The 22,591-nt window shown below is 64.1% G+C and carries 20 protein-coding genes; 9 read left to right on the forward strand and 11 right to left on the reverse strand.

Annotated features, from left to right (window positions below):
• Positions 1 to 124 precede the first annotated feature (124 nt).
• Positions 125 to 574: a DUF805 domain-containing protein gene (locus ACRECS_RS22260; RefSeq protein WP_431585154.1), complete on the reverse strand. Its 450-nt coding sequence runs from the start codon at positions 572 to 574 to the stop codon at positions 125 to 127.
• A 179-nt stretch (positions 575 to 753) separates the two neighbouring features.
• Here ACRECS_RS22260 and ACRECS_RS22265 point away from each other — a divergent pair, with 179 nt between their 5' ends.
• Entirely contained in the window at positions 754 to 1,428 is a 675-nt protein-coding gene (locus ACRECS_RS22265) for a hypothetical protein (RefSeq protein ID WP_431585155.1), read from the forward strand.
• Positions 1,429 to 1,545: 117 nt separating this feature from the next.
• Here ACRECS_RS22265 and typA read toward each other — a convergent pair whose 3' ends face one another.
• Positions 1,546 to 3,381, reverse strand: coding sequence for a translational GTPase TypA (gene typA, locus ACRECS_RS22270; RefSeq protein WP_431585156.1), 1,836 nt, complete (start codon positions 3,379 to 3,381; stop codon positions 1,546 to 1,548).
• A gap of 208 nt (positions 3,382 to 3,589) precedes the next feature.
• Between typA and ACRECS_RS22275 the strand changes: the two genes are divergently transcribed.
• The 4 genes from ACRECS_RS22275 (at position 3,590) to ACRECS_RS22290 (ending at position 6,988) form a co-directional block, all read left to right on the forward strand.
• The gene (locus ACRECS_RS22275; protein WP_431585157.1) at positions 3,590 to 3,958 is read left to right on the forward strand and encodes a hypothetical protein; all 369 of its coding nucleotides are present in this window, start codon (positions 3,590 to 3,592) and stop codon (positions 3,956 to 3,958) included.
• Positions 3,959 to 4,007: 49 nt separating this feature from the next.
• Positions 4,008 to 4,970: a bile acid:sodium symporter family protein gene (locus tag ACRECS_RS22280; protein ID WP_431585158.1), complete on the forward strand. Its 963-nt coding sequence runs from the start codon at positions 4,008 to 4,010 to the stop codon at positions 4,968 to 4,970.
• Between the two features lie 79 nt (positions 4,971 to 5,049).
• Positions 5,050 to 6,249: a toxic anion resistance protein gene (locus ACRECS_RS22285; protein ID WP_431585159.1), complete on the forward strand. Its 1,200-nt coding sequence runs from the start codon at positions 5,050 to 5,052 to the stop codon at positions 6,247 to 6,249.
• A 31-nt stretch (positions 6,250 to 6,280) separates the two neighbouring features.
• A complete protein-coding gene (locus tag ACRECS_RS22290) occupies positions 6,281 to 6,988 on the forward strand; it encodes a hypothetical protein (RefSeq protein WP_431585160.1) in 708 nt (235 codons plus the stop codon).
• Between the two features lie 129 nt (positions 6,989 to 7,117).
• On the opposite strand, the gene ACRECS_RS22295 is transcribed toward ACRECS_RS22290, so the two are convergent.
• Together ACRECS_RS22295 and ACRECS_RS22300 are read right to left on the reverse strand one after the other, a co-directional pair.
• Positions 7,118 to 7,606 (reverse strand): hypothetical protein, encoded by a 489-nt coding sequence (locus ACRECS_RS22295; RefSeq protein ID WP_431585161.1) that lies wholly within the window; start codon positions 7,604 to 7,606, stop codon positions 7,118 to 7,120.
• 196 nt (positions 7,607 to 7,802) lie between these two features.
• Entirely contained in the window at positions 7,803 to 8,573 is a 771-nt protein-coding gene (locus ACRECS_RS22300) for a MerR family transcriptional regulator (protein WP_431585162.1), read from the reverse strand.
• 694 nt (positions 8,574 to 9,267) lie between these two features.
• Between ACRECS_RS22300 and ACRECS_RS22305 the strand changes: the two genes are divergently transcribed.
• Positions 9,268 to 10,509 carry an alpha/beta fold hydrolase gene (locus tag ACRECS_RS22305; protein ID WP_431585163.1) on the forward strand — a complete coding sequence of 414 codons (1,242 nt, stop codon included), beginning with the start codon at positions 9,268 to 9,270 and terminating at the stop codon, positions 10,507 to 10,509.
• A 9-nt stretch (positions 10,510 to 10,518) separates the two neighbouring features.
• Here ACRECS_RS22305 and ACRECS_RS22310 read toward each other — a convergent pair whose 3' ends face one another.
• Positions 10,519 to 11,310: a 3'(2'),5'-bisphosphate nucleotidase CysQ gene (locus ACRECS_RS22310; protein ID WP_431585164.1), complete on the reverse strand. Its 792-nt coding sequence runs from the start codon at positions 11,308 to 11,310 to the stop codon at positions 10,519 to 10,521.
• Positions 11,303 to 12,649 (reverse strand): TldD/PmbA family protein, encoded by a 1,347-nt coding sequence (locus ACRECS_RS22315; RefSeq protein WP_431585165.1) that lies wholly within the window; start codon positions 12,647 to 12,649, stop codon positions 11,303 to 11,305. Before ACRECS_RS22315 ends, ACRECS_RS22310 begins: the two co-directional genes overlap by 8 nt.
• Before the next feature lie 208 nt (positions 12,650 to 12,857).
• On the opposite strand from ACRECS_RS22315, the gene ACRECS_RS22320 reads away from it, so the two are divergent.
• Positions 12,858 to 13,208, forward strand: a complete 351-nt coding sequence (locus ACRECS_RS22320) for a GFA family protein (RefSeq protein WP_431585166.1) — start codon at positions 12,858 to 12,860, stop codon at positions 13,206 to 13,208.
• A gap of 186 nt (positions 13,209 to 13,394) precedes the next feature.
• Here ACRECS_RS22320 and ubiA read toward each other — a convergent pair whose 3' ends face one another.
• From ubiA to ACRECS_RS22335, 3 genes are all read right to left on the reverse strand, one after another.
• Entirely contained in the window at positions 13,395 to 14,312 is a 918-nt protein-coding gene (ubiA, locus tag ACRECS_RS22325) for a 4-hydroxybenzoate octaprenyltransferase (protein ID WP_431585167.1), read from the reverse strand.
• A 45-nt stretch (positions 14,313 to 14,357) separates the two neighbouring features.
• The gene (locus ACRECS_RS22330; protein ID WP_431585168.1) at positions 14,358 to 14,759 is read right to left on the reverse strand and encodes a hypothetical protein; all 402 of its coding nucleotides are present in this window, start codon (positions 14,757 to 14,759) and stop codon (positions 14,358 to 14,360) included.
• A gap of 93 nt (positions 14,760 to 14,852) precedes the next feature.
• Positions 14,853 to 15,485, reverse strand: a complete 633-nt coding sequence (locus ACRECS_RS22335; RefSeq protein WP_431585169.1) for a LysE family translocator — start codon at positions 15,483 to 15,485, stop codon at positions 14,853 to 14,855.
• A gap of 137 nt (positions 15,486 to 15,622) precedes the next feature.
• Here ACRECS_RS22335 and ACRECS_RS22340 point away from each other — a divergent pair, with 137 nt between their 5' ends.
• Together ACRECS_RS22340 and ACRECS_RS22345 are read left to right on the forward strand one after the other, a co-directional pair.
• Positions 15,623 to 16,363: a 16S rRNA (uracil(1498)-N(3))-methyltransferase gene (locus ACRECS_RS22340; protein ID WP_431585170.1), complete on the forward strand. Its 741-nt coding sequence runs from the start codon at positions 15,623 to 15,625 to the stop codon at positions 16,361 to 16,363.
• 48 nt (positions 16,364 to 16,411) lie between these two features.
• Entirely contained in the window at positions 16,412 to 17,785 is a 1,374-nt protein-coding gene (locus tag ACRECS_RS22345) for a glutamate--cysteine ligase (RefSeq protein ID WP_431585171.1), read from the forward strand.
• 10 nt (positions 17,786 to 17,795) lie between these two features.
• Here the strand turns inward: ACRECS_RS22345 and ACRECS_RS22350 are convergent, their stop codons facing one another.
• Together ACRECS_RS22350 and ACRECS_RS22355 are read right to left on the reverse strand one after the other, a co-directional pair.
• On the reverse strand, positions 17,796 to 19,091 hold the full coding sequence (locus ACRECS_RS22350; RefSeq protein ID WP_431585172.1) for a methyltransferase family protein: 1,296 nt from the start codon (positions 19,089 to 19,091) through the stop codon (positions 17,796 to 17,798).
• Positions 19,092 to 19,215: 124 nt separating this feature from the next.
• Positions 19,216 to 22,551 (reverse strand): autotransporter outer membrane beta-barrel domain-containing protein, encoded by a 3,336-nt coding sequence (locus tag ACRECS_RS22355; RefSeq protein ID WP_431585173.1) that lies wholly within the window; start codon positions 22,549 to 22,551, stop codon positions 19,216 to 19,218.
• Positions 22,552 to 22,591: the final 40 nt, after the last annotated feature.

Genomic DNA, 22,591 nt, shown 5'->3' on the forward strand with positions numbered 1-22,591 from the left:
GGCGACACCGCTTGCGGTCGTCGCCCGCGCCGCCGATCATGAGAGTTCCGCGTTTCCAATCATCGCGGCGGATGTTGCGGCACGTCAGTAAACCCTGCCCTTCTCCGTTCGGATCGAATGCCGGCTAGGCAAAGATCCGGTCGAGTGCCTCGGTATCGCCTGATTCCATCGGGTCGCGCGGATCATGGCCATATTGGTTCCCTCCACCCGGCGAGGGAATGAAGATGATGATGAACGACAACACCCAGCCAAGCATCTGACCCAGCACCGGCACGAACCAGATCATCAGCCACCATCCCGAAATACCGAGGTCATGTAGACGCCGGACGCTGAGTGACGCCGCGGGGATGATCGACGCAGCAAGGAAGATCAGGAGTCCCACCACGGTCGGCTCGACATTTCCGCCGGTCGATGGTGCCGAGTCGCCTTGCAGCAATGCCGTGATGATCGTCCCACCGATCGCGAGCACGATCAGGCCGCCATAAAAGGTCCCCCAGAACAACAGGCACTCCAGGCGCCGCGAACGCCCTCTGAAATCGAAATAATGGCGCCAGGGCCGCATCAGCAGTTTCATCGTCACCCCCCGGTTGAGATGTGCGGGAGATTAGACGCGATTCCGACAGGCGCCAGCCCCATCATCGCGATCGGCCCCCGTCATCGCAATCTCTGCTCAGCGTGCCCGCCCCACACGGATCCACCCCCCTGGTCCGACCCATTGTAAACCATCGGCCCCAATGTCACCCTCAGTGGATGATGAAGCAATTTTTGCTGGCAGCATCGACGTTGCCTTCATGGGGCCAGCCCGACGAACAACGCATCGAACGGTATATCTGGCAGTGCGACGCTCGTGTCGAACTGGTTGGCGGCACAATGACCGCCACCAGAGTCATCGGCGACGATGGAAGCGTCCTTGAAGATAGCGACAGCGCCAGCTGGTCGTCGAAATCGACCATAGCCGGGGGACTGCGGTACTCAGTGAACTGGTCGGTTTTTCGTTCCCACCAAAGATTTCGATTAAGCAGTTTACAAGGTTCGTTGAATATCTTCGTTCGGCGGGACCATCACCTGCCGGATGTCAGTGAACTGCGCCTGCAAAATGAGCGGCACGGCCCACCGCAGGCGCTCAGCGCCCTTGTCTATCGCGGCGCTGACAAACATGCGGGACGAGCGGTATTTCCACTCTCGGCACTTTTGGCCTATTCCGGATCGAGCCGCGAGATCGACTGGTCGATGCTCAGGATTGCCAACGATGTCTATGGCTTACAGCGGCCGCTCGCTTCGGGTAAATTGCCACTCGAGCCGCTCCGGGAAGCGGCTGCCGCCATAGGCCAAATCGAGGCCAAGCTTGACGGATTGGCCGCCTCACGGGCGGAAAACTGCAAACGCCAGCCGGTCTATCATGATCCGGATACGGGGTCGGAGCTTTAGCTGCTGAAAACTGATTATCAGGCAAGGAAGGGACGCCCATGATCGAGCGCCCCCACGGATTTCCCTCATAAGTCCCGCCCGTCCGAGCTCCCGCCGGGAGCCGGATGGGGACGGCGGTTACGCCGCCTTGGCGCGGCTCGCCTTTTTACGCTCGTGCGGATCGAGGTAGCGCTTGCGCAACCGGATCGACTTGGGCGTCACTTCGACCAGCTCGTCATCGTCGATATAGGCGATCGCCTGTTCGAGCGTCAGGCGCCACGGCGGAGTCAGGCGGATCGCATCGTCCTTGCCGCCCGACGCGCGGAAGTTGGTCAGCTGCTTGGCCTTCATCGGATTGACCTCAAGGTCGTCCGTCTTGGCATTCTCGCCGACAATCATGCCTTCATAGAGCGCTTCCTGCGGCGCAACCATCAGGATGCCGCGTTCTTCCAGCGGGCCAAGCGCATAGGCATTGGCTTCGCCGGCGCCGTTGGAGATCAGCACGCCATTTTTGCGGCCTTCGATCTTGCCCTTGTGCGGGCCATATTTCTCGAACAGCCGGTTCATGATCCCGGTGCCGCGCGTGTCGGACAGGAATTCGCCGTGATAGCCGATCATGCCGCGCGAGGGCGCCGAGAAGGTGATGCGGGTCTTGCCGCCGCCGGAGGGACGCATGTCGGTCATTTCGGCCTTGCGGATGTTCATCTTCTCGACCACCGTGCCGGAATATTCCTCGTCCACGTCGATGATGACGGTTTCGTACGGCTCGGTCTTGTTGCCGTCCTCATCCTCGCTGAACAGCACGCGCGGGCGGCTGATGCCGAGTTCGAAGCCTTCGCGGCGCATCGTCTCGATCAGCACGCCGAGCTGAAGCTCGCCGCGGCCGGCGACTTCGTAGCTGTCGCGGTCGGCCGCCTCGGTGACCTTGATCGCGACATTGGATTCGGCTTCGCGGAACAGGCGGTCGCGGATCATGCGGCTGGTGACCTTGCTGCCTTCGCGGCCGGCCATCGGGCTGTCATTGACCGCAAAGCGCATCGACAGCGTCGGCGGATCGATCGGCTGGGCATGCAGCGGCTCGCTGACGCTCGGGTCGCAGATCGTGTCGGACACGGTCGCGGTGGTCAGGCCGGCAAGGCTGATGATGTCGCCCGCCTGCGCTTCATCGACCGGCACGCGCTCCAGGCCGCGGAACGCCATGATCTTCGACGCGCGGCCGGTCTCGACGATCTTGCCGTCATTGTCGAGCGCGTGGATCTGCATGTTGGTCTTGACCGAACCCGAGAAGATCAGGCCGGTCAGGATGCGGCCGAGGAAATTGTCGCGGTCGAGCAGGGTGACGAGGAATTTGAACGGGCCGTTCGGATCGGCGCTCGGCGCGGGCACATGCTTGACGATCGTCTCGAACATCGGGGTCAGCGTGCCTTCGCGCGCATTTTCGTCAGTGCTGGCATAGCCGTTGCGGCCCGATGCGTAGAGCACCGGGAAGTCGAGCTGCTCGTCGCTCGCCTCGAGGCTGACGAACAGGTCGAACACTTCGTCGAGCACTTCCTGGATGCGTGCGTCGCTGCGGTCGACCTTGTTGACCACGACGATCGGACGCAGGCCGAGCGCCAGCGCCTTGCCCGTCACGAACTTGGTCTGCGGCATGGCGCCCTCGGCCGAATCGACCAGCAGGATCACGCCGTCGACCATCGACAGGATGCGCTCCACCTCGCCGCCGAAATCGGCGTGGCCGGGCGTGTCGACGATGTTGATGCGCGTCTTGTGGCCGTGATGATCGTCCCACTCGACGCTGGTGCACTTGGCGAGAATCGTGATGCCGCGTTCTTTTTCGAGATCGTTCGAATCCATCGCACGCTCTTCGACGCGCTGGTTGTCGCGGAACGTGCCCGACTGACGGAACAGCTGATCGACCAAAGTCGTCTTGCCGTGATCGACGTGCGCGATGATCGCCACATTGCGGAGGCTCATAAGGGTATCCGGTGCTTTGCTTGAAGATGTAGCGCGCGCCCCTAGCGCAAATGCTGCGTCGCGGAAAGGGGTCGCGGAACGGGACTGCAGCATTCCCGCCCGGCGCCCAATGGCGCCAGCCCGGATTCGGGACAGTGTCGATGACGATTTCACCTTCCGGATCGCGCCGGATCGGGCAATATCATTGGCGTGGTTCGGGGGAGTCGCGGTGAAGCTGTTCGATTGGCTGCAACAATGGCAGGAGGGCATGGGCCAGGGCCAGGCCGAGGTCATTCGTTGTGGAGGACGGCCGGCGCGGTTTCGCGACACGACACGCTATCGCACGTTGGGCCGCGTCGCCAAGGTGATGATCGAAACCCGTGACACGATCCCGTCCGATATCAGCTGGCTGCTCGCCGATGCCGAGGACCGCATCCTGTTCGTGCTGCCGACCGCCACGCCGGAGGGCAAATCGCTGCTCGCCCGGATCGGCAACCGGCCGGGCTTCGACCGCAACGCCCTGCGCCGGGCGATGAAATCGACCCGCAACGCACGCTTCACGGTGTGGCGACGCGAGCGGATCGAGGCCGGCGTTTAGAGTCCGGGTTTGGATTGAGGCACTGACCAGCGACGCCTAGTGCGACACCATGCCGTTGCTCCGCCGCCTGATTCCCGACCATTTCATCCTGATCCTGGTCGCAACGGTAACCGTGGCGACCCTATTGCCGTTGCGCGGGCGGGCGCTCGATATGATCGGCTGGATCTCCAATGCGGCGATCTTCCTGCTTTTTTTCCTGCATGGCGCGCGGCTGAGCCGCGACGCAGTGATCGACGGGCTGACGCGGTGGCGGCTGCTGCTCGCGGTGCTCGGGTTCGGCTATCTGCTGTTCCCCATGGTCGGGCTCGGTCTCAGCCACGCGCTGGGCGGATGGATCGCGCCCGAATTGCTGCTCGGCATCATCTTCCTCACCGTCCTGCCGACCACGGTGCAATCGTCGATCGCCTATGCGTCGATCGCGCGCGGCAATATCGCGGCGTCGGTGATCGCGGCGGCGGCGGCGAACCTGCTCGGCGTGGTGCTGACCCCGTTGCTGTTCGCGGCCGTCGCGAGCAGCGCGTTCGGCGCGGTGTCGTTCGGTGGTGTGGGCAGGATCGCCCTGCTCCTCCTCCTGCCCTTCGCGCTCGGGCAGGTGCTGCGCGCGCCGATCCAGCCAGCCCTTCAGCGTCATGCCAGGCTGGCGGGCATGATGGATAAGCTGACCATCGTGATCGCCGTGTTCGTCGCCTTTTCCGATGCCGCGGCGGAAGGGTTATGGAACCGGATCAGTGCGGCCGAGCTTGGCTGGCTGGCGCTCATCGTCCTGCTGTTGCTGCTCGCGGCGTTCGCCGCTGCCTGGGCGATCGGCGGGGCATTGGGGTTCAGCCGCGAAGACCGCATCACCCTGCTCTTCTCCGGCGCACACAAGAGTCTCGCCACCGGCGCGCCGATGGCGCGCATCCTGTTTCCCGCGGCAATCGCGGGGGCAGTCATCCTGCCGCTGATGCTGTATCACCAGATGCAATTGATGCTGTCAGCCGTGATTTCCGCCCGGCTTGCCAAAAGAGACTAGCGTATTACATCATTAATACAGTTGAACGTAACGGCGTTCAGCGGCATCTAGGGCACGACACACGACGCTGGAGAAGAGCATGGCGACCGCAACTGAGACCCAGACGCCCGATCTGGTGCTGACCCCGCCCGATCCCGTGCCCGTGGTGGCGCCCGAAAAGGCGGTCGGACTGGTGCCGGTCGACGACAGCACCCGCACGCAATTGCAGACCCGGGTCGACACCTTCATTGACGATCTGGTCGCACAGGACGTCAATTCGCCCGAATTCGGCAAGCGCGTCGATGCGATCAGCGCGATGGGCCAGAAGGAAATCCGCGATGCCGCGGGACAGTCGAACCGCTTCCTCGACCGGCCGACCAAGGCGATGGATCAGGAAACCGGCGTCGGCAAGGATCTCGCCGAACTGCGCCGCACCGTCGAGGATCTCGATCCGGGCCGGCGCGGCAACCTGACCGCGCCGCGCAAGATTTTCGGAATCCTGCCGTTCGGCAACAAGATGCGCAACTATTTCGACGGCTATAAATCGTCGCAGACGCACATCTCCTCGATCCTCAAGTCGCTCGGCAGCGGCAAGGACGAGCTGCTGATGGACAATGCCGCGATCGACGTCGAGCGCGCCAATCTGTGGACCGCGATGGGGCGGCTCGAACAGATGATCCTGCTGTCCCAGACGATGGACACGAAGCTCGAGGAAAAGGCCAACGACCTCGACCATACCGACCCGGCCAAGGCCAAGGCGATCCGCGAGACTGCGCTCTTCTATGTCCGCCAGCGTACCCAGGACCTGCTGACTCAGATGGCGGTGACGGTGCAGGGGTATCTCGCGCTCGACCTGGTCAAGAAGAACAATGTCGAGCTGGTGAAAGGCGTCGACCGCGCCTCGACCACCACCGTGTCGGCGCTGCGCACCGCGGTGACCGTGGCGCAGGCGCTGACCAACCAGAAGCTGGTGCTCGACCAGATCACCGCGCTCAACACGACCACCGCCGGAATCATCGATTCGACCGGCAAGCTGCTCAAGAGCCAGACCGCGCAGATTCACGAACAGGCCGCGGCCTCGACCATCCCGCTCGAAACGCTGCAGCGCGCGTTCCAGAACATCTATGATACGATGGACGCGATCGACACCTTCAAGCTGAAGGCGCTCGACTCGATGAAGACCACCGTCACCGCGCTTGGCAACGAGGTCGAAAAGTCGAAGGGCTATATCGCCCGCGCCGAAGGCCAGTCGCAGAACAAGGGGTCGGGCGGCGAGACGTTCAAGCTGGAGGCCCTATAACCGGAGGCCCGATAAGAGTGAGTGAAACAAGATGACCGACGTCGATCGCCAGATCGCGCGCAGCACCGAATATCTCGACCGCACGCGGGAGCGCGCGGCCGCGCTGGCGGCGCGGCGGCGCAAGCGCCAGGGCACCGAGATCATGACCCGGCTCGGCCGGATCGTGGCGGCCGACGTCGCGATCCTGATCGGCGCGGTGGTGGTCGGCTGGATCGTGCCGCTCGGCATTGGCGGCGCGATGCTGGTGATGGCGGCCTTGGTCGCGGCGACCCTGCTGTTCGCGATCTTCCCCACCGTACCCGAGGTGAAACCGGAGACGTTCAACCAGACACCGCTCAAGCTGTTGCCGATGAAGACCGAGCAATGGCTGGAGTCACAGCGCCCCGCTTTGCCCGCGCCGGCACAGACTCTGGTCGACGGGATCGGCGTGCGGCTGGAAGCGCTGGCGCCGCAGATGGTCGATCTGAACGAACAGGAACCGGCGGCAGCGGAAGTGCGCAAGCTGATCGGTGAGCAATTGCCCGAATTGCTCAAGGGCTATGGCCGCGTGCCGCAGGCGCTGCGCACCGTACCCCGCAACGGCAAGACGCCCGATCAGCAGCTCGCCGACGGGCTGAAAGTGATCGACGAGCAGATTGCCGGCATGTCGGCGCAATTGGCCGAGGGCGATCTCAACCTGCTCGCGACGCGCGGACGGTTCCTGGAGATCAAGTATCGCGAGGATGGGCTGGGAAGCTGACGCCCGATGATCTGGGTGCTCTATGACAAGGGATTGCCGGTCACGAGAGGCCGTCGATACTCCACGATCTGACAGTCCGCAGCATTTCGTCCCACCGCGACGGCGCCAGCCTTGATGTTTCGCTAGGGTTTAATCGACTGGTAACACCCCGAAGAAATCGGCGCCGAGCCCCGCCGCCATACAAGGGCCAAGCTCGCGAGCATCTCCGGCCCCATGATCAACATAGACGCTCCGGCAATAGCGATGCACTTGATCGAGCGCGGCAGGATTTCTACGGATTGCGGTGGCAAAAGGCGCTGAGTCAGAAGTATTTTCCAGTAGTATACGCCTTATACTAAATGACTTAACATAGAAATTAAGAGATGCATCCTGTTCTTTCAAACATTTATTATCTTTACTCTTCCTATCTGAACAAAATTGGTATGCGCGATCTCGCATGCCCTGAACCTCTTTTAACGACAAGGGAGGTGACATATCCCAGCCCTTAGTTTCACCGAACGGTGACGAGCGTTGCAGCAACGCAGATTCCGATGCCGAATTCTTCTTCCCACCACAAGACGCGGCGAAAAGCACAACGAGCATGGTCAGTATCAGTTTAACAGGATGGATCACGCTCATTTATCGAGTATCCGCTTGGCCGCATCGTTATAGGGATTTCGGTGACAGTTTACAGGGATTTCGGTGACAGTTTACTTAACCCCCGATAGCGAGCCAACAAGGCGGGGGTGCCAAAATTTAGGGGTTAAGTGCGGTGTCACCGTAGTTCAACCAATGGCGGGGCCGGGCCAGATAAGGCCCAACACCCCGCCCCCGTTCATGCCTGCCGCGTCGCCCAGCTGCGCATCGCCGTCATCAGATAGTCGGCGAATCCTGGCTCGATCGACTCATAGCGACGGCGAAAATCGGGATGCTCATAAACATCGGCAAGCCCGGCATAGGCCTGGGGCGTCGCGTCCCTGCCCCAGCTCGATGCCACCCAGGCACGATGACGATCGATCAGCGGGTCAAGCGCCGTCGCTTGCGGCGAAACGCCCTGCCGCAATGCATCGGCCAGGGCAGTCTCGATGGTTTCGAGCGCCTTCATCGACGCGGCGCGCTCCGCCTCGGTCTGGTTCGCCATCGCCGTCCGGCTCGTCTCGAGTTGGCGCTCCATCCCGGGTCCAAAACGTTCGACCAGCCAGCTTTCATACCCGGCCTGCTTTTCGGGTGAAACGATGCCCGAATATAGTTCTGCGTCCGTCATGGCGCATTCTCCCTTCAATCGGGCGATCGTGCGGTCGATCGTCCTGACCATATCGGCATAGCGCGCTGCCTGCTCCTCAAGCCGCTCGCGCTGCCTCTGCAGCACCGCGAGGCGGTCGAAATCCCGCGCGTCGAGGATCGCGCGGATCTGCACCAGCGGGATATCGAGTTCGCGGTGGATGAGGATCTGCTGCAGGCGCAACAGCTCCTCCTCGCCATAATAGCGGTAGCGGTTATTGCCGATGAACGCGGGCCTCAGAAGACCGATCTCGTCATAATGGTGCAATGCCCGGACCGATATGCCGGACAGTCGCGCCAATTGGCTGACGGTATAATTCTTCATTGTCGACCCTTCGTCTCCGCGGGATCGGGCCATAGTCCCTCACGTCGCGTGAGGGTCAACAGGGTGACTATCGGCGATCGTCGTTATTTGAATCCGTGGTGCCGCGCGCGATTCAACGGAATGGCGAAAGCTGTCAGAACCGCACCAATGAAAGGCCATCCTCTCACAGCCGGTTTCACGCAACGCTTGAAACGCCGCTCCCTGTTCTTCGCAGGGTCACTCCCTGTTCCGGGCAAATCCGCTCCCTGTTCCGGCGGGAATTCTCCCTGTTCCGCAATAACAGGGAGAATGGCCATCATGGCATTGAGAGATAAAGAGATTATCTCCAACAATTCGGCGCGAAACGGGCAAAAAAAAGTGCCGCTCCCTGTTATTCTCCCTGTTAATTGGCAATAACAGGGAGAATCCCGCGCTGTGCCGGGTGGTGCAAAACGGGAGGCGGGACATGCAGCGATCCTGTTCGAGTTTGCTGGCGCTACTAATGAGTTGCGCCGCGATGGCGTCGCCGGCCCCCGCCCAACTCTCCCCGCCGCCGGCAAAAGCCGATCAGGCGGCGGGACTGTCATTCGCGCCGTGCCGCATCCTGCGGCCCGGCGACACGGAAGCAACCGGCGGTCCGGGGCGGAACGCGAAATGCGGCACCTTCACCGTGCCGGAAAACCGGCAAAGGGGCGGACGAACGCTGCCACTGCGCGTGATCGTGCTGCCGGCCAGCTCGGGCAAGGCCCGGGAACCGGTCTTCGTGCTGGGCGGTGGACCCGGCCAGGCCGCGACCGAGCTCGCGTCCGATTACAAGGAGGGAGAATTCGCCGACCATGATCTGGTTTTCATGGATGTACGCGGCACCGGCGAGGGTCATGCACTCGACTGTCCTGGCGGTTCGGACGAGACGCCGGAAGCCTATCTCGAGCCCTTTCTGGCGGCGGGGGCCGGTTTCGCCGCATGTCGCGACGAACTCCAGCGGCACGCGGACCTCACGCAATATACGACCATGGCCGCAATGCGCGACCTGGACGATCTCCGGCGGGCGATGGGCTTTGAGACAATCAATATCGACAGCGGATCCTATGGCACGCGCGCGGCACTGATCTACATTCATATGTTTGGCGACCATGTTCGTGCCGCCGTGTTGAACAGCTCGGTGCCGGTGGAAAATCGTGCGCCGCTTTATCACGCGGCAGCCGCACAGCGGGCCTTCGATCTGCTTGTCGAACAATGCGCGGCCGATGCCTCTTGTCATGCCGCTTATCCTTATATCAGCGCCGACCTGTGGACCGTGCTGAACCGGCTCCGGGCAAAGCCGGAACATGTCACGATCGCTCACCCGATCACCCATGCCCCCTTGCAGGTGATTCTGTCCGCCTCCGGCTTCGCCGATGCGCTTCGCGTCATGCTCTACTCCGCGGACGCTGGCCGACGGGTGCCGCGCCTGCTTCAGGATGCCAAAATGGGGAACCTCGCGCCGTTCGCCGAGGCCGCGATGCTCAGCAGCCGCCGCCTCGCCAACAGCATTCGCACCGGCCTGCTCCTGTCCTTCACCTGCAGCGAGGATGTCAGGCGCATCCGGCCGGACGAGGTCGCGCGCGCGACGAAGGGTAGCTTTATCGGGGATCAGCGTGTCAGAAGTCAGATGGCCGCCTGTGCGATCTGGCCTCGGACACATGTTCCGAAGGACTATTACGCGCCGGTCAAATCGAACGTCCCGGTACTGATCATCTCGGGCGAGGTGGATCCGGTCACGCCGCCCGCCTGGGGCAAGATGATGCTACGTTCTTTCCCCAACGGTATTCAGGTCATCCTGCCTGCAGGGCATACGCCTTATAATGACTGCACGGTCTCGCTCTCGACGAGGCTTTATGCCGCCGGCATTGCCAAAGGACTGGATACCAGCTGTGTGTCCGCGCTGCGCTATCCGCCTTTCATCCTCCCCGGATGAGGGGGTGTGCTATTTCGACAACGCCCTGGCCCGCTCGCTCAGCCGCTCGACCGCGGCCGCATGGATGCCCGGCGTGGTCGCGAGCACGCCAAAGGCCTGCGCGCTCGGCGTGTTGAACTGGAGCTTCTGGCCCAGCGCGTCGCTGACCGCCGCACCCGCCTCGGCCGCGATCAGCACCGCCGCCGCCACGTCCCATTCATTGCCCCAGCGCAGCGTCGCGACGAGATCGGCCTGGTCGGCGGCGACCATCGCGATGCGCAGCGCGATCGAATTGGGCTTGTCGACCGCGACCAGATCGCTGTCGACCCTGGGCAGCGTGTCGGTCGGCACGCGCGATCCGGGAAAATCGGCGCGGGTTCCGGCATGGATCGGCGCGCCGTTGAGCGTCGCGCCCTTGCCCGCCTCGGCACGCCACACTTCGCCGCGCGCGGGCGCATCAAGCACGCCGATCACTGGCTGGCCATTCTCGACCAGCGCGATCGACACCGCCCAGCCGGCGCGGCCGCGGACATAGTCGCGCGTGCCGTCAATCGGATCCACCACCCACAGCCGCTTGCAGGCCAGGCGATCCTGGTTGTCGACCGTCTCCTCCGACAGCCAGCCGGCCTCGGGCAGCAATGCCTCAAGCCGCTGGCGCACCAGCACATTGACCTCGAGATCGACCTCGCACACCGGATTGCCCGGCGCCTTTTCCCATTGCTTGAAGTCGGTGCGCCATTTGGCAAAGGCGAAGGCGCCCGCCTCGGCTGCGATCGTCGCGATCTGGTCCGCCAGAATATCGAAATCGGGCCCTTCAGGCACCGGCCACCGTCATGCCGTCGATGCGCAGGGTCGGCACGTTGCTGCCATAGCGGAATTCGAGATCGTTGGCCGGCGTCAAGTTGAGGAACATGTCCTTCAGATTGCCAGCAATGGTGAATTCCGCAACCGGCCCGGCAATCTCACCGTCTTCGATCAGGAAACCCGCCGCGCCGCGGCTGTAATCGCCGGTCACGCCATTGACGCCCATGCCGATCAGCTCGGTGACATAGATGCCGTGCGCGACATCGGCGATCAGCGTTTCGGGCGGGATCTTGCCCGCGGCCATGAACAGGTTGCTGGTCGCGACCCCAGGGTTGCCGCCGACACCGCGCGCGGCATGGCCGGTCGGCTCAAGCCCGAGCTGGCGCGCCGAGGCGCTGTCGAGCAGCCAGGTTTCAAGCATGCCGTTGGAGACGAACTCGGTCGGCGACACCGGCAGGCCTTCGCCGTCGAACGGGCGCGAGCGCAGGCCGTGCGGGCGATGCGGGTCGTCGGCGACCGTCACGCCTTCGGCAAAGATGCGCGTGCCGAGCGAGTCGAGCAGGAAGCTGGTCTTGCGCGTGATCGCCTGGCCGGAGATCGCGCCGATCAGATGGCCGAGCATCGAGGAACCGACGCGCGGATCGAACACCACCGGCATCGCGCCGCTCTTCACCGTCGCCGGATTGGCGCGGGCGACGGTGCGTTCGCCGGCGCGGGTGCCGACGGTGGTCGCATCCTCAAGGCCGGTACGGTGGCGCGCACCGTGATGGGCATAATCGCGGACCATCGCCCCGCCCTCGCCCGCCAGCACGCTGGCCGAGATGCCATAGCCGGTCGCGGCATAGGATGCGGCAAAGCCGTGGCTGGTGGCGAGCGCCCAGATCGAACGCGAGGCGCTGGCCCCGCCGCCTTCGCTGTTGGTGACGCCGGACACGGCGCGTGCCGCATCTTCGGCGGCCAGCGCAGCGGTCTTCAGATCGGCCGGCGCAACCTCACCGCCATCGTCGAGATCGAGCTGCGGCGCATTGCCGCGCATCAGCCGGTCCGCCGGCGCGAGACCAGCCCAGGCGTCTTCCGGCGCCTCGCGCGCCATGGCGACGGCGCGATCGACCAATGCCGTCAGGGCATCGGCCGACAGATCGGAGGTCGAGACGCTGGCCGAGCGGCTGCCGACAAAGACGCGCAAACCGAGTTCGGCGCTTTCCGACCGCCCGACATCCTCCAGCGCGCCGAGGCGAACGGAGACGTCGAGCGCGGTATCGGCGGCATAGACGGCGTCGGCGGCGTCGGCTCCGGCGGCTTTGGCGCGGGTGACGATATCAGCGGCGCGGTCGCGCGCCTGGTCGGTGGTCAGCATCGAGCGGACTTAGGTTGAGGGAAGCCCCGGCGCAACCATGACGCACATGAGAGCCATCACACGCCGATTTACGATCAATCGAACCCGGCAGCGCCTGAGCTGCGTTTATCAACCGTTGAGCGCGTTCAACATGGTCTGGATCTGCCGTTGACCTATCATGACGGACCCGCTAGCCAGCCGAACATAATAAGAACGACAGGAGCAGGACATGAGCTACACCGGCAGCTGCCATTGCGGCGCAGTAAAATTCGAAGTCGAAGGCGACGCGCCGACCGCCGCGATGAGCTGCAACTGCTCGCATTGCCGCCGCAAGGGCCTGTTGCTCGACTTCGTCCCGATCGACCAGTTCCGCGTCACCGCCGGTGAAGAAGCGACGACCGAATGGCTGTTCAACAAGCACAACATCGAACACCGCTTCTGCGAGACCTGCGGGTGCCAGCCCTTCGCCACGGGTGTCGGCCCGGGCGGCGCGCGCATGGCGGCGATCAACCTGCGCTGCGTGCCCACGGTCGATCTCGACGGCCTCACGCTGAAAAAGGTCGACGGCGCGAGCTTCTAGCGCCGGTTTCGAGCTGAGTTGAGTTGAGTTGAGTTGAGTTGATCCTCTCCCTTCCGTTCGCCCTGAGCTTGTCGAAGGGCCGTTCTTCTCTTTCTAACGCAGCAGAAGAAGAAGAACGGTGCTTCGACAGGCTCAGCCCGAACGGGGAAGGTGATTCCACCTAAGCCGATGACGCTCTAACATCCGCTAAAGCGTCGATGCCGTCCCGACCACGAAGCAGGCACCGAACATCAGCAACCCGGCAAACCGGTTGCTCCGGAACCGATCCAGCGCGCCTGCGCCATCGGCCGGGTCGAGCGTCGCGATCTGCCAGCTGAAGTGCAGCGCAACCGGCAGCAGCGCGGCCAGCGCGATCGGGTCGGGCCGGATCAGCCAGATCGCTCCACCCCACAGCGCCAGCGCCACCGCATAAAAGCCGGCGACGCCGGGGCGCACCTTGGTGCCCATGCGCAAGGCCGAGGATCGCACGCCGATCAGCGCATCGTCCTCGCGGTCCTGCAGCGCATAGATCGTGTCATACCCGATCACCCAGGCGATCGAGCCGGCATAGAGCAGCAGGCCGGGCACGGCGAGCGTCCCGGCGATCTGGCTCCACCCGACCAAAGCCGCCCAGGAGAAAACGATGCCAAGCCAGGCCTGGGGCCACCAGGTGATGCGTTTCATGAACGGATAGGCCGCGACCGGCGCGAGGCTGAGCAGCGCGACGATGGCGGCATGGGGACGAAGCTGCACCAGCACCGCGAGCCCGATCAGGCACAGCAGCACGAGCCAGGCCCAGGCCGCCTTGAGCGACACCGCGCCGCTCGCCAGCGGCCGGCTGCGCGTGCGCGCGACCTGCTTGTCGAGATCGCGGTCGACGATGTCGTTATAGACACACCCCGCCCCGCGCATCGCGATCGCGCCGAGCAGCAGCCAGAGGATCAGATCCCAGCGCTCGATCGCCCCGCCAGCGAGCGCGACCGCCCAGGCGCCGGGCCAGAACAACAGCCACCATCCGATCGGCCGGTCGAAGCGCGCCAGCAGCGCAAAGGGCCGGAGCGCGGCGGGCAGCGCACCAACCAGGCCGCGATGTTCGGTGTCAGGCGTGATCTCGGCGGGCGACATATGGCGTGTCTAGACCATGCGCCGCGATCGGCAACAGGCTTCCGATCAGCGCGCCTTGGGCCTCGGTTCCACGGCATTGGTGACCGTTGTGGTTTCCTCCGCTGCCTCGTCGCGTTGCAGATCGGCCGCGTGCTTGGTCAGGCTTACAGGCGCGCCGAGCGCGGACTTCGACCACGGGTTGGAGCGCGTGCAGTAGCCGGACATATCGCCGCACTGACGGATTTCCCCTGTTTGACTGTCGACCACCACGATGATGGTCGAGTCGTCGGCAAGGGTCGGGGCAGCCGCATCGATCGGCTTGTCCTTCGATGGATCGGCAAGCTTCAACTTCGGCCAGAGCGGGCCGGCATTGTAGATGCCGATTCCGACATAGCGGCCACGATTCGGCTGGCCGGCCGCATACCCGGTTTGCTCCGGCTGTGCCTGACAGCCGGCAAGCGCCAGCATCAGCGGGACTGCGAGACATGACGCTTTCAATGTTGCCCCCTTTGATCGACTCCTCGTTATCATATCGAAACAGTGCAGATTTGAAAGGAGTCCTTACCGCCGCGCTTCGGTCGCCATGCGCACCGCCAGACCGCCAAGCATGGTCGCCATGATCCAGCGCTGCACGGTCGCCCAGCGCGGCCGGCCGGCGAGGAAGGTGGCGATCGATCCGGCCATCAATGCGACCATCGCATTGACGCTGACGCTCGCCACGATCTGCACCGAACCCAGCACCAGCGACTGAGCCAGCACGCTGCCGCGGTGCGGATCGATGAATTGCGGCAGCAGTGAGAGGTACATCACCGCAATCTTCGGATTCAACAAATTGGTGACGAAGCCCATGGCGAACAGGCGCCGCGGACCATCGACCGGCAGGTCGCGCAGCTGAAAGGGCGATCGGCCGCCCGGCTTGATCGTCTGCCAGGCAAGATAGAGGAGATAAAGCGCACCGCCGATCCGCAATGCGTCATAGGCGAAGGGCACCGCCATCATGAAAGCGGTGATGCCGAACGCCGCGCACAACATGTAGAACAGAAAGCCAAGCGCGACGCCGCCAAGCGAGATGAAGCCTGCTTTGGGGCCCTGTCCGATCGAGCGCGAGATCAGGTAGATCATGTTCGGCCCCGGCGTCAGCGCCATGCCCAATGCGAGAAGACCAAAGGCAATCAGGCTGGCGGTGGTCGGCATGAGCGGCTCCTTGATGTGCCGATGCTTCTAGCGCCGGTCCAGTGCGGCTGCGATCGACCTTCGCTTTCGGCCATGCAAGCCCTGCTTGGCCTTTTGCGCTCGTTGCGGTGATTGGGTTTGGGCCGTAGGACGACAGCATGCCCGCTACCCCCGCCTGGCCGCCGCAATCGACGCCGCGGCTGTTCGTCGACATCGAACTTGCGCCCGGGTCGATCCGGATCGACGGGCCGCAGGCGCATTATCTCGTCTCGGTCATGCGCATGAAGGTGGGCGATCCGGTCAAGCTGTTCGACGACCGGACCGGCGAATGGCTCGGCGTGGCGAGCGCGGTCGGCAAGCGCGACCTGATGCTCGACGTGACCGAACGGCTGCGCGAACGCGAGGCGGTGCCCGATCTCTGGCTGTGCATGGCGCCGCTGAAGAAGGGCCGGATCGACTGGGCGATGGAGAAGGCGTGCGAGCTGGGGGTGGGACGGGTCGTGCCGGTGCTGACGCGGCGCACGGTGGTCGACCGGCTCAACCTCGACCGGCTGCGCGCGCATATGATCGAGGCGGCCGAGCAATGCGGGCGCACCGCGATTCCCGAGCTGGCCGAACCGGTGAAACTCGCCGCCTTGCTGCGCGACTGGCCGGCGGGGCGGACTCTGTTCTTCGCCGACGAAACCGGCGGCGTGCCGGCGTTCGACGCGATGCGCGGCGCGACTGGCGGAGCAGCGATCCTGATCGGGCCGGAGGGTGGATTCGATAGCGAAGAGCGCGACGCGATTCGCGCCGTGCCGGACGCGATCGGGATCGGCCTGGGCCCCCGCATCCTTCGCGCGGACACGGCCGCGGCGGCCGCCATATCGGTGTGGATGGCGGCTAAGGGCGACTGGTAATATTCCGCCCCACTAGCGCCCCGTCCTTGCCGGCGCTACATGCGCGCCATGAGCACAAAGACCGTTTCAAAGAACAACGCAGCGGTCATCGAGAGCCGCGATCAACTCGTCGCGAGCTTCGCCAAGGGCGAGAAGCCGATCAAGGATTGGCGCATCGGCACTGAGCATGAGAAGTTCGTCTACTCGCTGACCGATCATCACGCACCGAGCTATGACGAGCCCGGCGGGATCAAGGACCTGCTCGACGCGCTGACCGATTATGGCTGGCGCCCGGTGCTGGAGGGCGGGAAGGTCATCGCGCTGAGCGGCGCCGATGGCAGCATCAGCCTGGAGCCGGCCGGCCAGTTCGAGCTGTCGGGCGCACCGCTCGACAATCTGCACGAGACCTGCGCCGAGACCGGCCGTCACCTCGAACAGATCAAGGCGATCGGCGACAAGTTCGGCATCGGCTTTCTCGGTCTCGGCATGTGGCCCGACAAGAGCCGCGCCGAACTGCCGATCATGCCCAAGGGGCGCTATGCGATCATGCTGCGGCACATGCCGCGCGTCGGGTCGATGGGGCTCGACATGATGCTCCGCACCTGCACGATCCAGGTCAATCTCGATTACGAAACCGAAGCCGATATGGCGAAGAAGTTCCGCGTCGGCCTGGCGCTGCAGCCGCTCGCCACCGCGCTGTTCGCCAATTCGCCGTTCACTGAGGGCAAGCCGAACGGCATGCTGTCGTACCGCAGCCATATCTGGTCGGACACCGACCCGGCGCGGACCGGCATGCTGCCCTTCGTGTTCGAGGACGGCTTCGGCTATGACCGCTACACCGACTATGCGCTCGATGTGCCGATGTACTTCGTCTACCGCGACGGCAAATATATCGACGCCGCCGGCCTCAGCTTCCGCGATTTCCTGAGGGGCGAACTTTCCGTCCTGCCGGGCGAGAAGCCGACGGTCGATGACTGGGCCGACCATCTCTCGACCGCGTTCCCCGAAGTGCGACTCAAGACCTTCCTCGAAATGCGTGGCGCCGATGGCGGGCCGTGGAACAAGATCTGCGCCCTGCCCGCTTTGTGGGTCGGCCTGCTCTACGACAATGGCGCGCTCGACGCGGCCTGGGACGTGGTCAAGAACTGGACGATCGAGGAGCGCCAGGCGCTGCGCGACGCAGTGCCGAAGCTGGCGCTGAATGCGCCGATCCCGGGTGGCGGCATCTTGCGCGATATCGCCGGCGAGGTGCTCGACATCGCCAATGCCGGGCTGACCGCACGAGCGCGGGTCGATGCATCGGGCAGCAACGAGACAGGGTTCCTCGACCCGCTGCGCGACATTGTGCGGTCGGGCAAGGTGCCGGCCGAATTGCTGCTCGAGCGCTATCACGGCGCCTGGGGCGGCGATGTCTCGAAGGTCTATGACGAGATGCGCTTCTGATTTCGCGACGTTATTTCTGGGGCAGCGGCTTTCCCGTCACCCAGGCGAAGAAGCGCGGAATCAGGCCGTTGCGCGCCATCCAGGCGGAATAGTCCTGATAGGCCGGGTCAAGACCGAGATGCCGTTCCTCGGTCCGCGCGCGCCAGTAATAGACGCCGCTGACCGCGCCCATCAGGATCGTCGCGCGCACCGCGTCGGTCAGGCTGCCGGTGGTCAGGAACGGGATGGTCGAGATCCACCAGAACAGGTTCTTGGACAGGTACGCCGGGTGACGTGAAAAGGCATAGGGCCCGTGTGTCAGGATGCCGCGGTGCGTCAGGTTGGAGAAGCGGAAACCGAACGCGATCGTCGCCCAGGCATAGATTGCGGTCAGCCCGACCAGCACTGCGCCGACCACGCTCAGGATGATTGGATGCCCGGCGAACCAGACCGACCATTCCGAGGTGCCGGGATGATAATCGAGCGGTCCGTTTTCACCCATCAGGATGAACGGCGGGTAGCAGATCAGCGCGCTCATCCAGCCAGCAGCATAGGGCGTCGCAGTGCGGATATGCGAATCGAGCGGACGGAAGGTGAGGATATAGCCGACCGTCGCAAAGGCGACGTCGATCAGGAACATGAAGGTGATCAGCCAGTTGGCGAGCGCGACCGGATCGCGCAGCACCTGCGAGGCGTCGCCGCGGATGAATTCGCCGAATCCGCCGGGCACGATCGCGAGCATGAAGGCGAGGAAAAATGCCTTCACCCCCCAGCTGCGCAGATGAGCGTAGATCGCTTCCTTGTCGATCGGCTCCTTCAGGCCCATCAGCCAGGCACCGAGCGCCCAGGCTCCATCCTTCGGCTCGACCGCGCGGCGATCCATCCACAGCACATAGGGGATCGACAGAGCGAACAAGCCAGGCGCCGCCACCTGGAAACACCACATCGAGAACTGGAAATTGCCCTGCCAGTAGAAACGCTCGGTGGCATAGATAAGGGCGATCGCGGCCCAGGTGGCCCATAGCCCGGCCAGCTTGGTGAGGCTGATATCGATCGTCTCGCGCCACGGCCTGGGCGCGGACCAGTCGATGCCGGTGGTCGGGTTGAGATACACCTTGTCGACCAGCACCGCCCACAACACCATCGGCACGCCGCAGGCCGCGACATTGACCAGTGCGGCAAACGGGCCGTCCATGCTGTAATAGCGCGCAACGCCAATCCAGATCAGCAAGCCGGCGAGCCCGGCCATGCCGCACCCGGTGCTGACGGCTGATATCGGCCGCGGATCGGCCTTGGCGGCGCGCGCGAGAGCGGTGTCGTGAAACATGGCGTCCGCGATACGCCCGAATGGTAAGCAAGCCGTGAAGGATCAATCGATTCCGGCCGCTGAGCTGCAGAAATCGCCCGATATTCGGACCGTCCCCGCCTGCGCAAGGGACGGTCCGGAACCGTCACATACCGATCTTCAACCCAAGCCGAAACGCAATGGCGGCATGGCCCTGCTGCTGTTCCGCGCTGCCCTCGGCGGTGAGGGCGAACGGCCCGCGACCGCCGGAGATGCCGAGCCGTCCGATAAAGCCGCTCTCGCGATCTTCGGGCGTCAGGGTGAAGCTGTTGCCGGTCGAGAAGCGCGCGACCGTCGGGCCGAGCGATCCGCCGACGAGCTCGCGCCGGCCGCCTTCCAGATTGAACCGCATCCAGGTGCCCTCGGGGTCGAGGCTGCCGAAGTCATAGCCAAGCTGAACCGACCCGGTCGCGGCCAGTTCGTCGCTCTTGCGCTTGTTGACGATCAGGTTGAACGCGTCGCCGCCGCCCGTCTCGGTATGCGCCTGCTCGGTCAGCCGGTAATAATCGATCGCAGCGATCGGGCGGAGGTGCAGCCGCTTGCCGACGCGGACGTCATAGGACAGAGCACCAGCGGCAGAATAGAGCTTGCCACTCCATTTGCCGTCGGCGGTGCGGTTGAACTCCTGATTGTTGGCGGTGCCGTCGAAGCGCCGCACGCTGTCGAAGTTGATGGTCGCGGCCGAAGCCCGGGCGCTGGCGGCCAGGCCACCCCAGCGGATCCGCCAATGCACCGCTGCTTCATACTGGCTCGACTGGATTTCATTGTCGTTCGAGCCGTCCCCGTCGGTACCGCTCAGATAGGCCACACCGGCGCCGAATCGTCCGGCCGCACCCAGATCGATCTCCAGCCCGCCGTTGATGCCGTAGCCGGTGACGTCATAGGCCGAGCTTTTGCCGAGATTCTTCGACGTACCCCAGGCGACCTGCTGCAGCCAGAAGCCCCAACGGCCCATATCGGTGATGTTCGGATTGGGATCCTGCAGGAACCGGGCGGTGGCGCGCGATGCCTGAGTGACCGATTCGAACACGCCGCCGGCATAATCGGGCAGGAAACTCGAGTAACGCTGACGGAATGTCTCGCCATCGCCGATCGAGAGGATCGTCGACGAAATCTTGGCATCCTTGTCGATCACGGCGAACACCGCATCGAGCGCCCCGGCCGAACCGCTCGTGACGCCGAGCTGCGTGGCGCTCTTGCGCCCGATCGTCAGCTTGATCGATGTGTTGGCCGGGTCGGTCGTCAGGTTGCCGGTAAACAGGAAAGGCAGCAACATGTCGCTCGCGACGAGATTGCTGCCGCCGGTGATGCTGCCCGCACGCACAATGGTGTAGACGCCCGGCGCGCGCGTGACGCTGTCAAGGCGCACCAGCACTTTCGATCCGGCGGCAAAGGTCGCATTGCCGGAAACGTCGTAGATCGTCGAACTGCCCAGCGCAGTGCTGATATTGACCCCGATCATGCCAGTCGCCGTGACGTTGAGCGAGGACAGGGCGACCGTGCCGGTATTGGCAAGATCAAGCAGACCGGAAATGTTCGCCGCGGCGCCGCTTGCCCGGAAAAGATTGCCGCGCAGCGTCGTGCCGGCGCCCAGCGTCAGCGTGTCGGCACCAAAGCCGAGATCGACATCGCCGGTAATCTTCGAAGTGCCCGACAAGGTGAGGGTATCGGCGCCGTCTTCGAACTGGATGCGACCGGTATGCGATGTGCTGTCGGCGAGCGTCATGGTGTTGGCGCCGGTGCCAAAAAAGGCGTCGCCACTGGTCTTTGCGGTACCGGCGAGCGACAATGTGTCGGCACCAGTACCGAAGCGGATCGTCCCGCTCTGGACTGCATCGCCGCTCAGCGCGAACTTGTTATTGCCCGCACCGAAATCGGCATTGCCGCCATAGCTCCCGTCCGCCAGGTCGAACAGGTCGTCGCCGCTGCCGAGCAGGATTACACCAGTGATCGACGGCGCCGCTTTGCCGCTTGCCGCCACCAGCTGCTTGATGGTCGCACCGCTGGTCACCGAACGAAGGTCGATGGCGATGTTGCGGTTCGCATCGGTCGATCCGCTCGCACCAATCGTACCGCTATTTTCGATCAGCTTCACCGTCCCCGACGCGTCGTAGATCGCAGTCGCGGTGCCCAGCCCTGTCGCCGTGGCAGTGATCGTCCCGCTGTTGCGCAGGGTCGGCATCGACGCCCCCGCCTCGACCGAAACCGCGCGGGTCTGATAGGCGGAATCCGCTCCGCCCGCGGCTGTGATGGAGCCGCTGTTGACCGTTTCCAGCATCGTCGTGCCGGCACCGATTTTCAGCGCGGTGGCATTCGCCTTGCTGGTGGCGGCGATCGTGCCGGCATTCGAAATGCCGTTGCCGAGATTAACTGCATGGCCCAGGCCGCCGATCGACATGCCGGTCCCGTCAATCCCGTTGTAAACGCCGTTGCCGGTAATGGACCCCTTGTTCACGACCGAATGGCTGCCGGTATCGCCAGCAACCGCACCGATTGTCATGTCGCGCGTCGCGGAGCCGATCAGCACCGCGGGCGCGGCACCGTTGGAGGTGATCTTTGCGGTGCCTTCCTGCGCGTCGGGGATGCCGTCCTTGTCTTCATCTGGGTCGGTGCTGACCAGATCCGGCGGCGGCGCGTCGAACAGGATGCCGCCGCCGACATTACCGGAAACCCGGACTGCCGGTCCGCCCTGCAGCAGATCATCGGCATCGAGTTTGGTCTGGTCGCTAGTGAGGGTGCGATACCCGGTTGAGGTAACACTGCCCTGGACGGAGAATCGTCCACCGATATCACCGTCCGCGGCAACGCCGACCGCGTCCTTGCCCTGCACGGCGATCGTGCCGCTCAGCGCCACATTGCCCGACACGGCATCGGTGCGGACACCGACCGCGCGATCACCCGTGACGGTGATCGTGCCGCTGCTGGTGACCGACCCGGTCAACGGGCCGCCGAGCCGGATGCCGCCCGAATCATTGCCTTCGACGGTGATCGTGCCGGTATTGACGATGCTGCCGGTGAATCCCACGCCGTCGGCGGTGCGAATACCGAAGCGATTGGTGCCTTGCGCAAACGGCCCGTCCAGGTCTCCGTCATTGTCGGTATCGGTCGGGGCATAGGTTTCATCGATCACGATCGACCCGCTGTTGGTGATCGTGCCCGAACCGCCCGCTGCGACGAAAATGCCGTTCGCATTGTTGGCGTTGCTGATGAGGATCTTGCCCTCATTCTTGATATTATTCGCGCTGTTGAGCGTCACCGCATTGCCGCCGGTCGGCTCGACCGAACCGGTCGAGGTGATGGTGACATCCGAAGGCTGGCCATTCGCCGCGGTCGCGGTCAGTACCGGCGTCGTCACCTTGGTGGTGATGGTGGTTTGAGCGGCGGCGGGCAGCGCGACGAACAGGATCGGCGTGAGGCAGGTGGTGGCAAGCAAATGACGCATACGTTCCTCGGGCAAGCTGATGTGCTCGGGAAAGAAGCGC

Origin of the sequence: Sphingomonas sp., assembly GCF_050725575.1 — a bacterium.
Lineage (GTDB): Bacteria > Pseudomonadota > Alphaproteobacteria > Sphingomonadales > Sphingomonadaceae > Sphingomonas.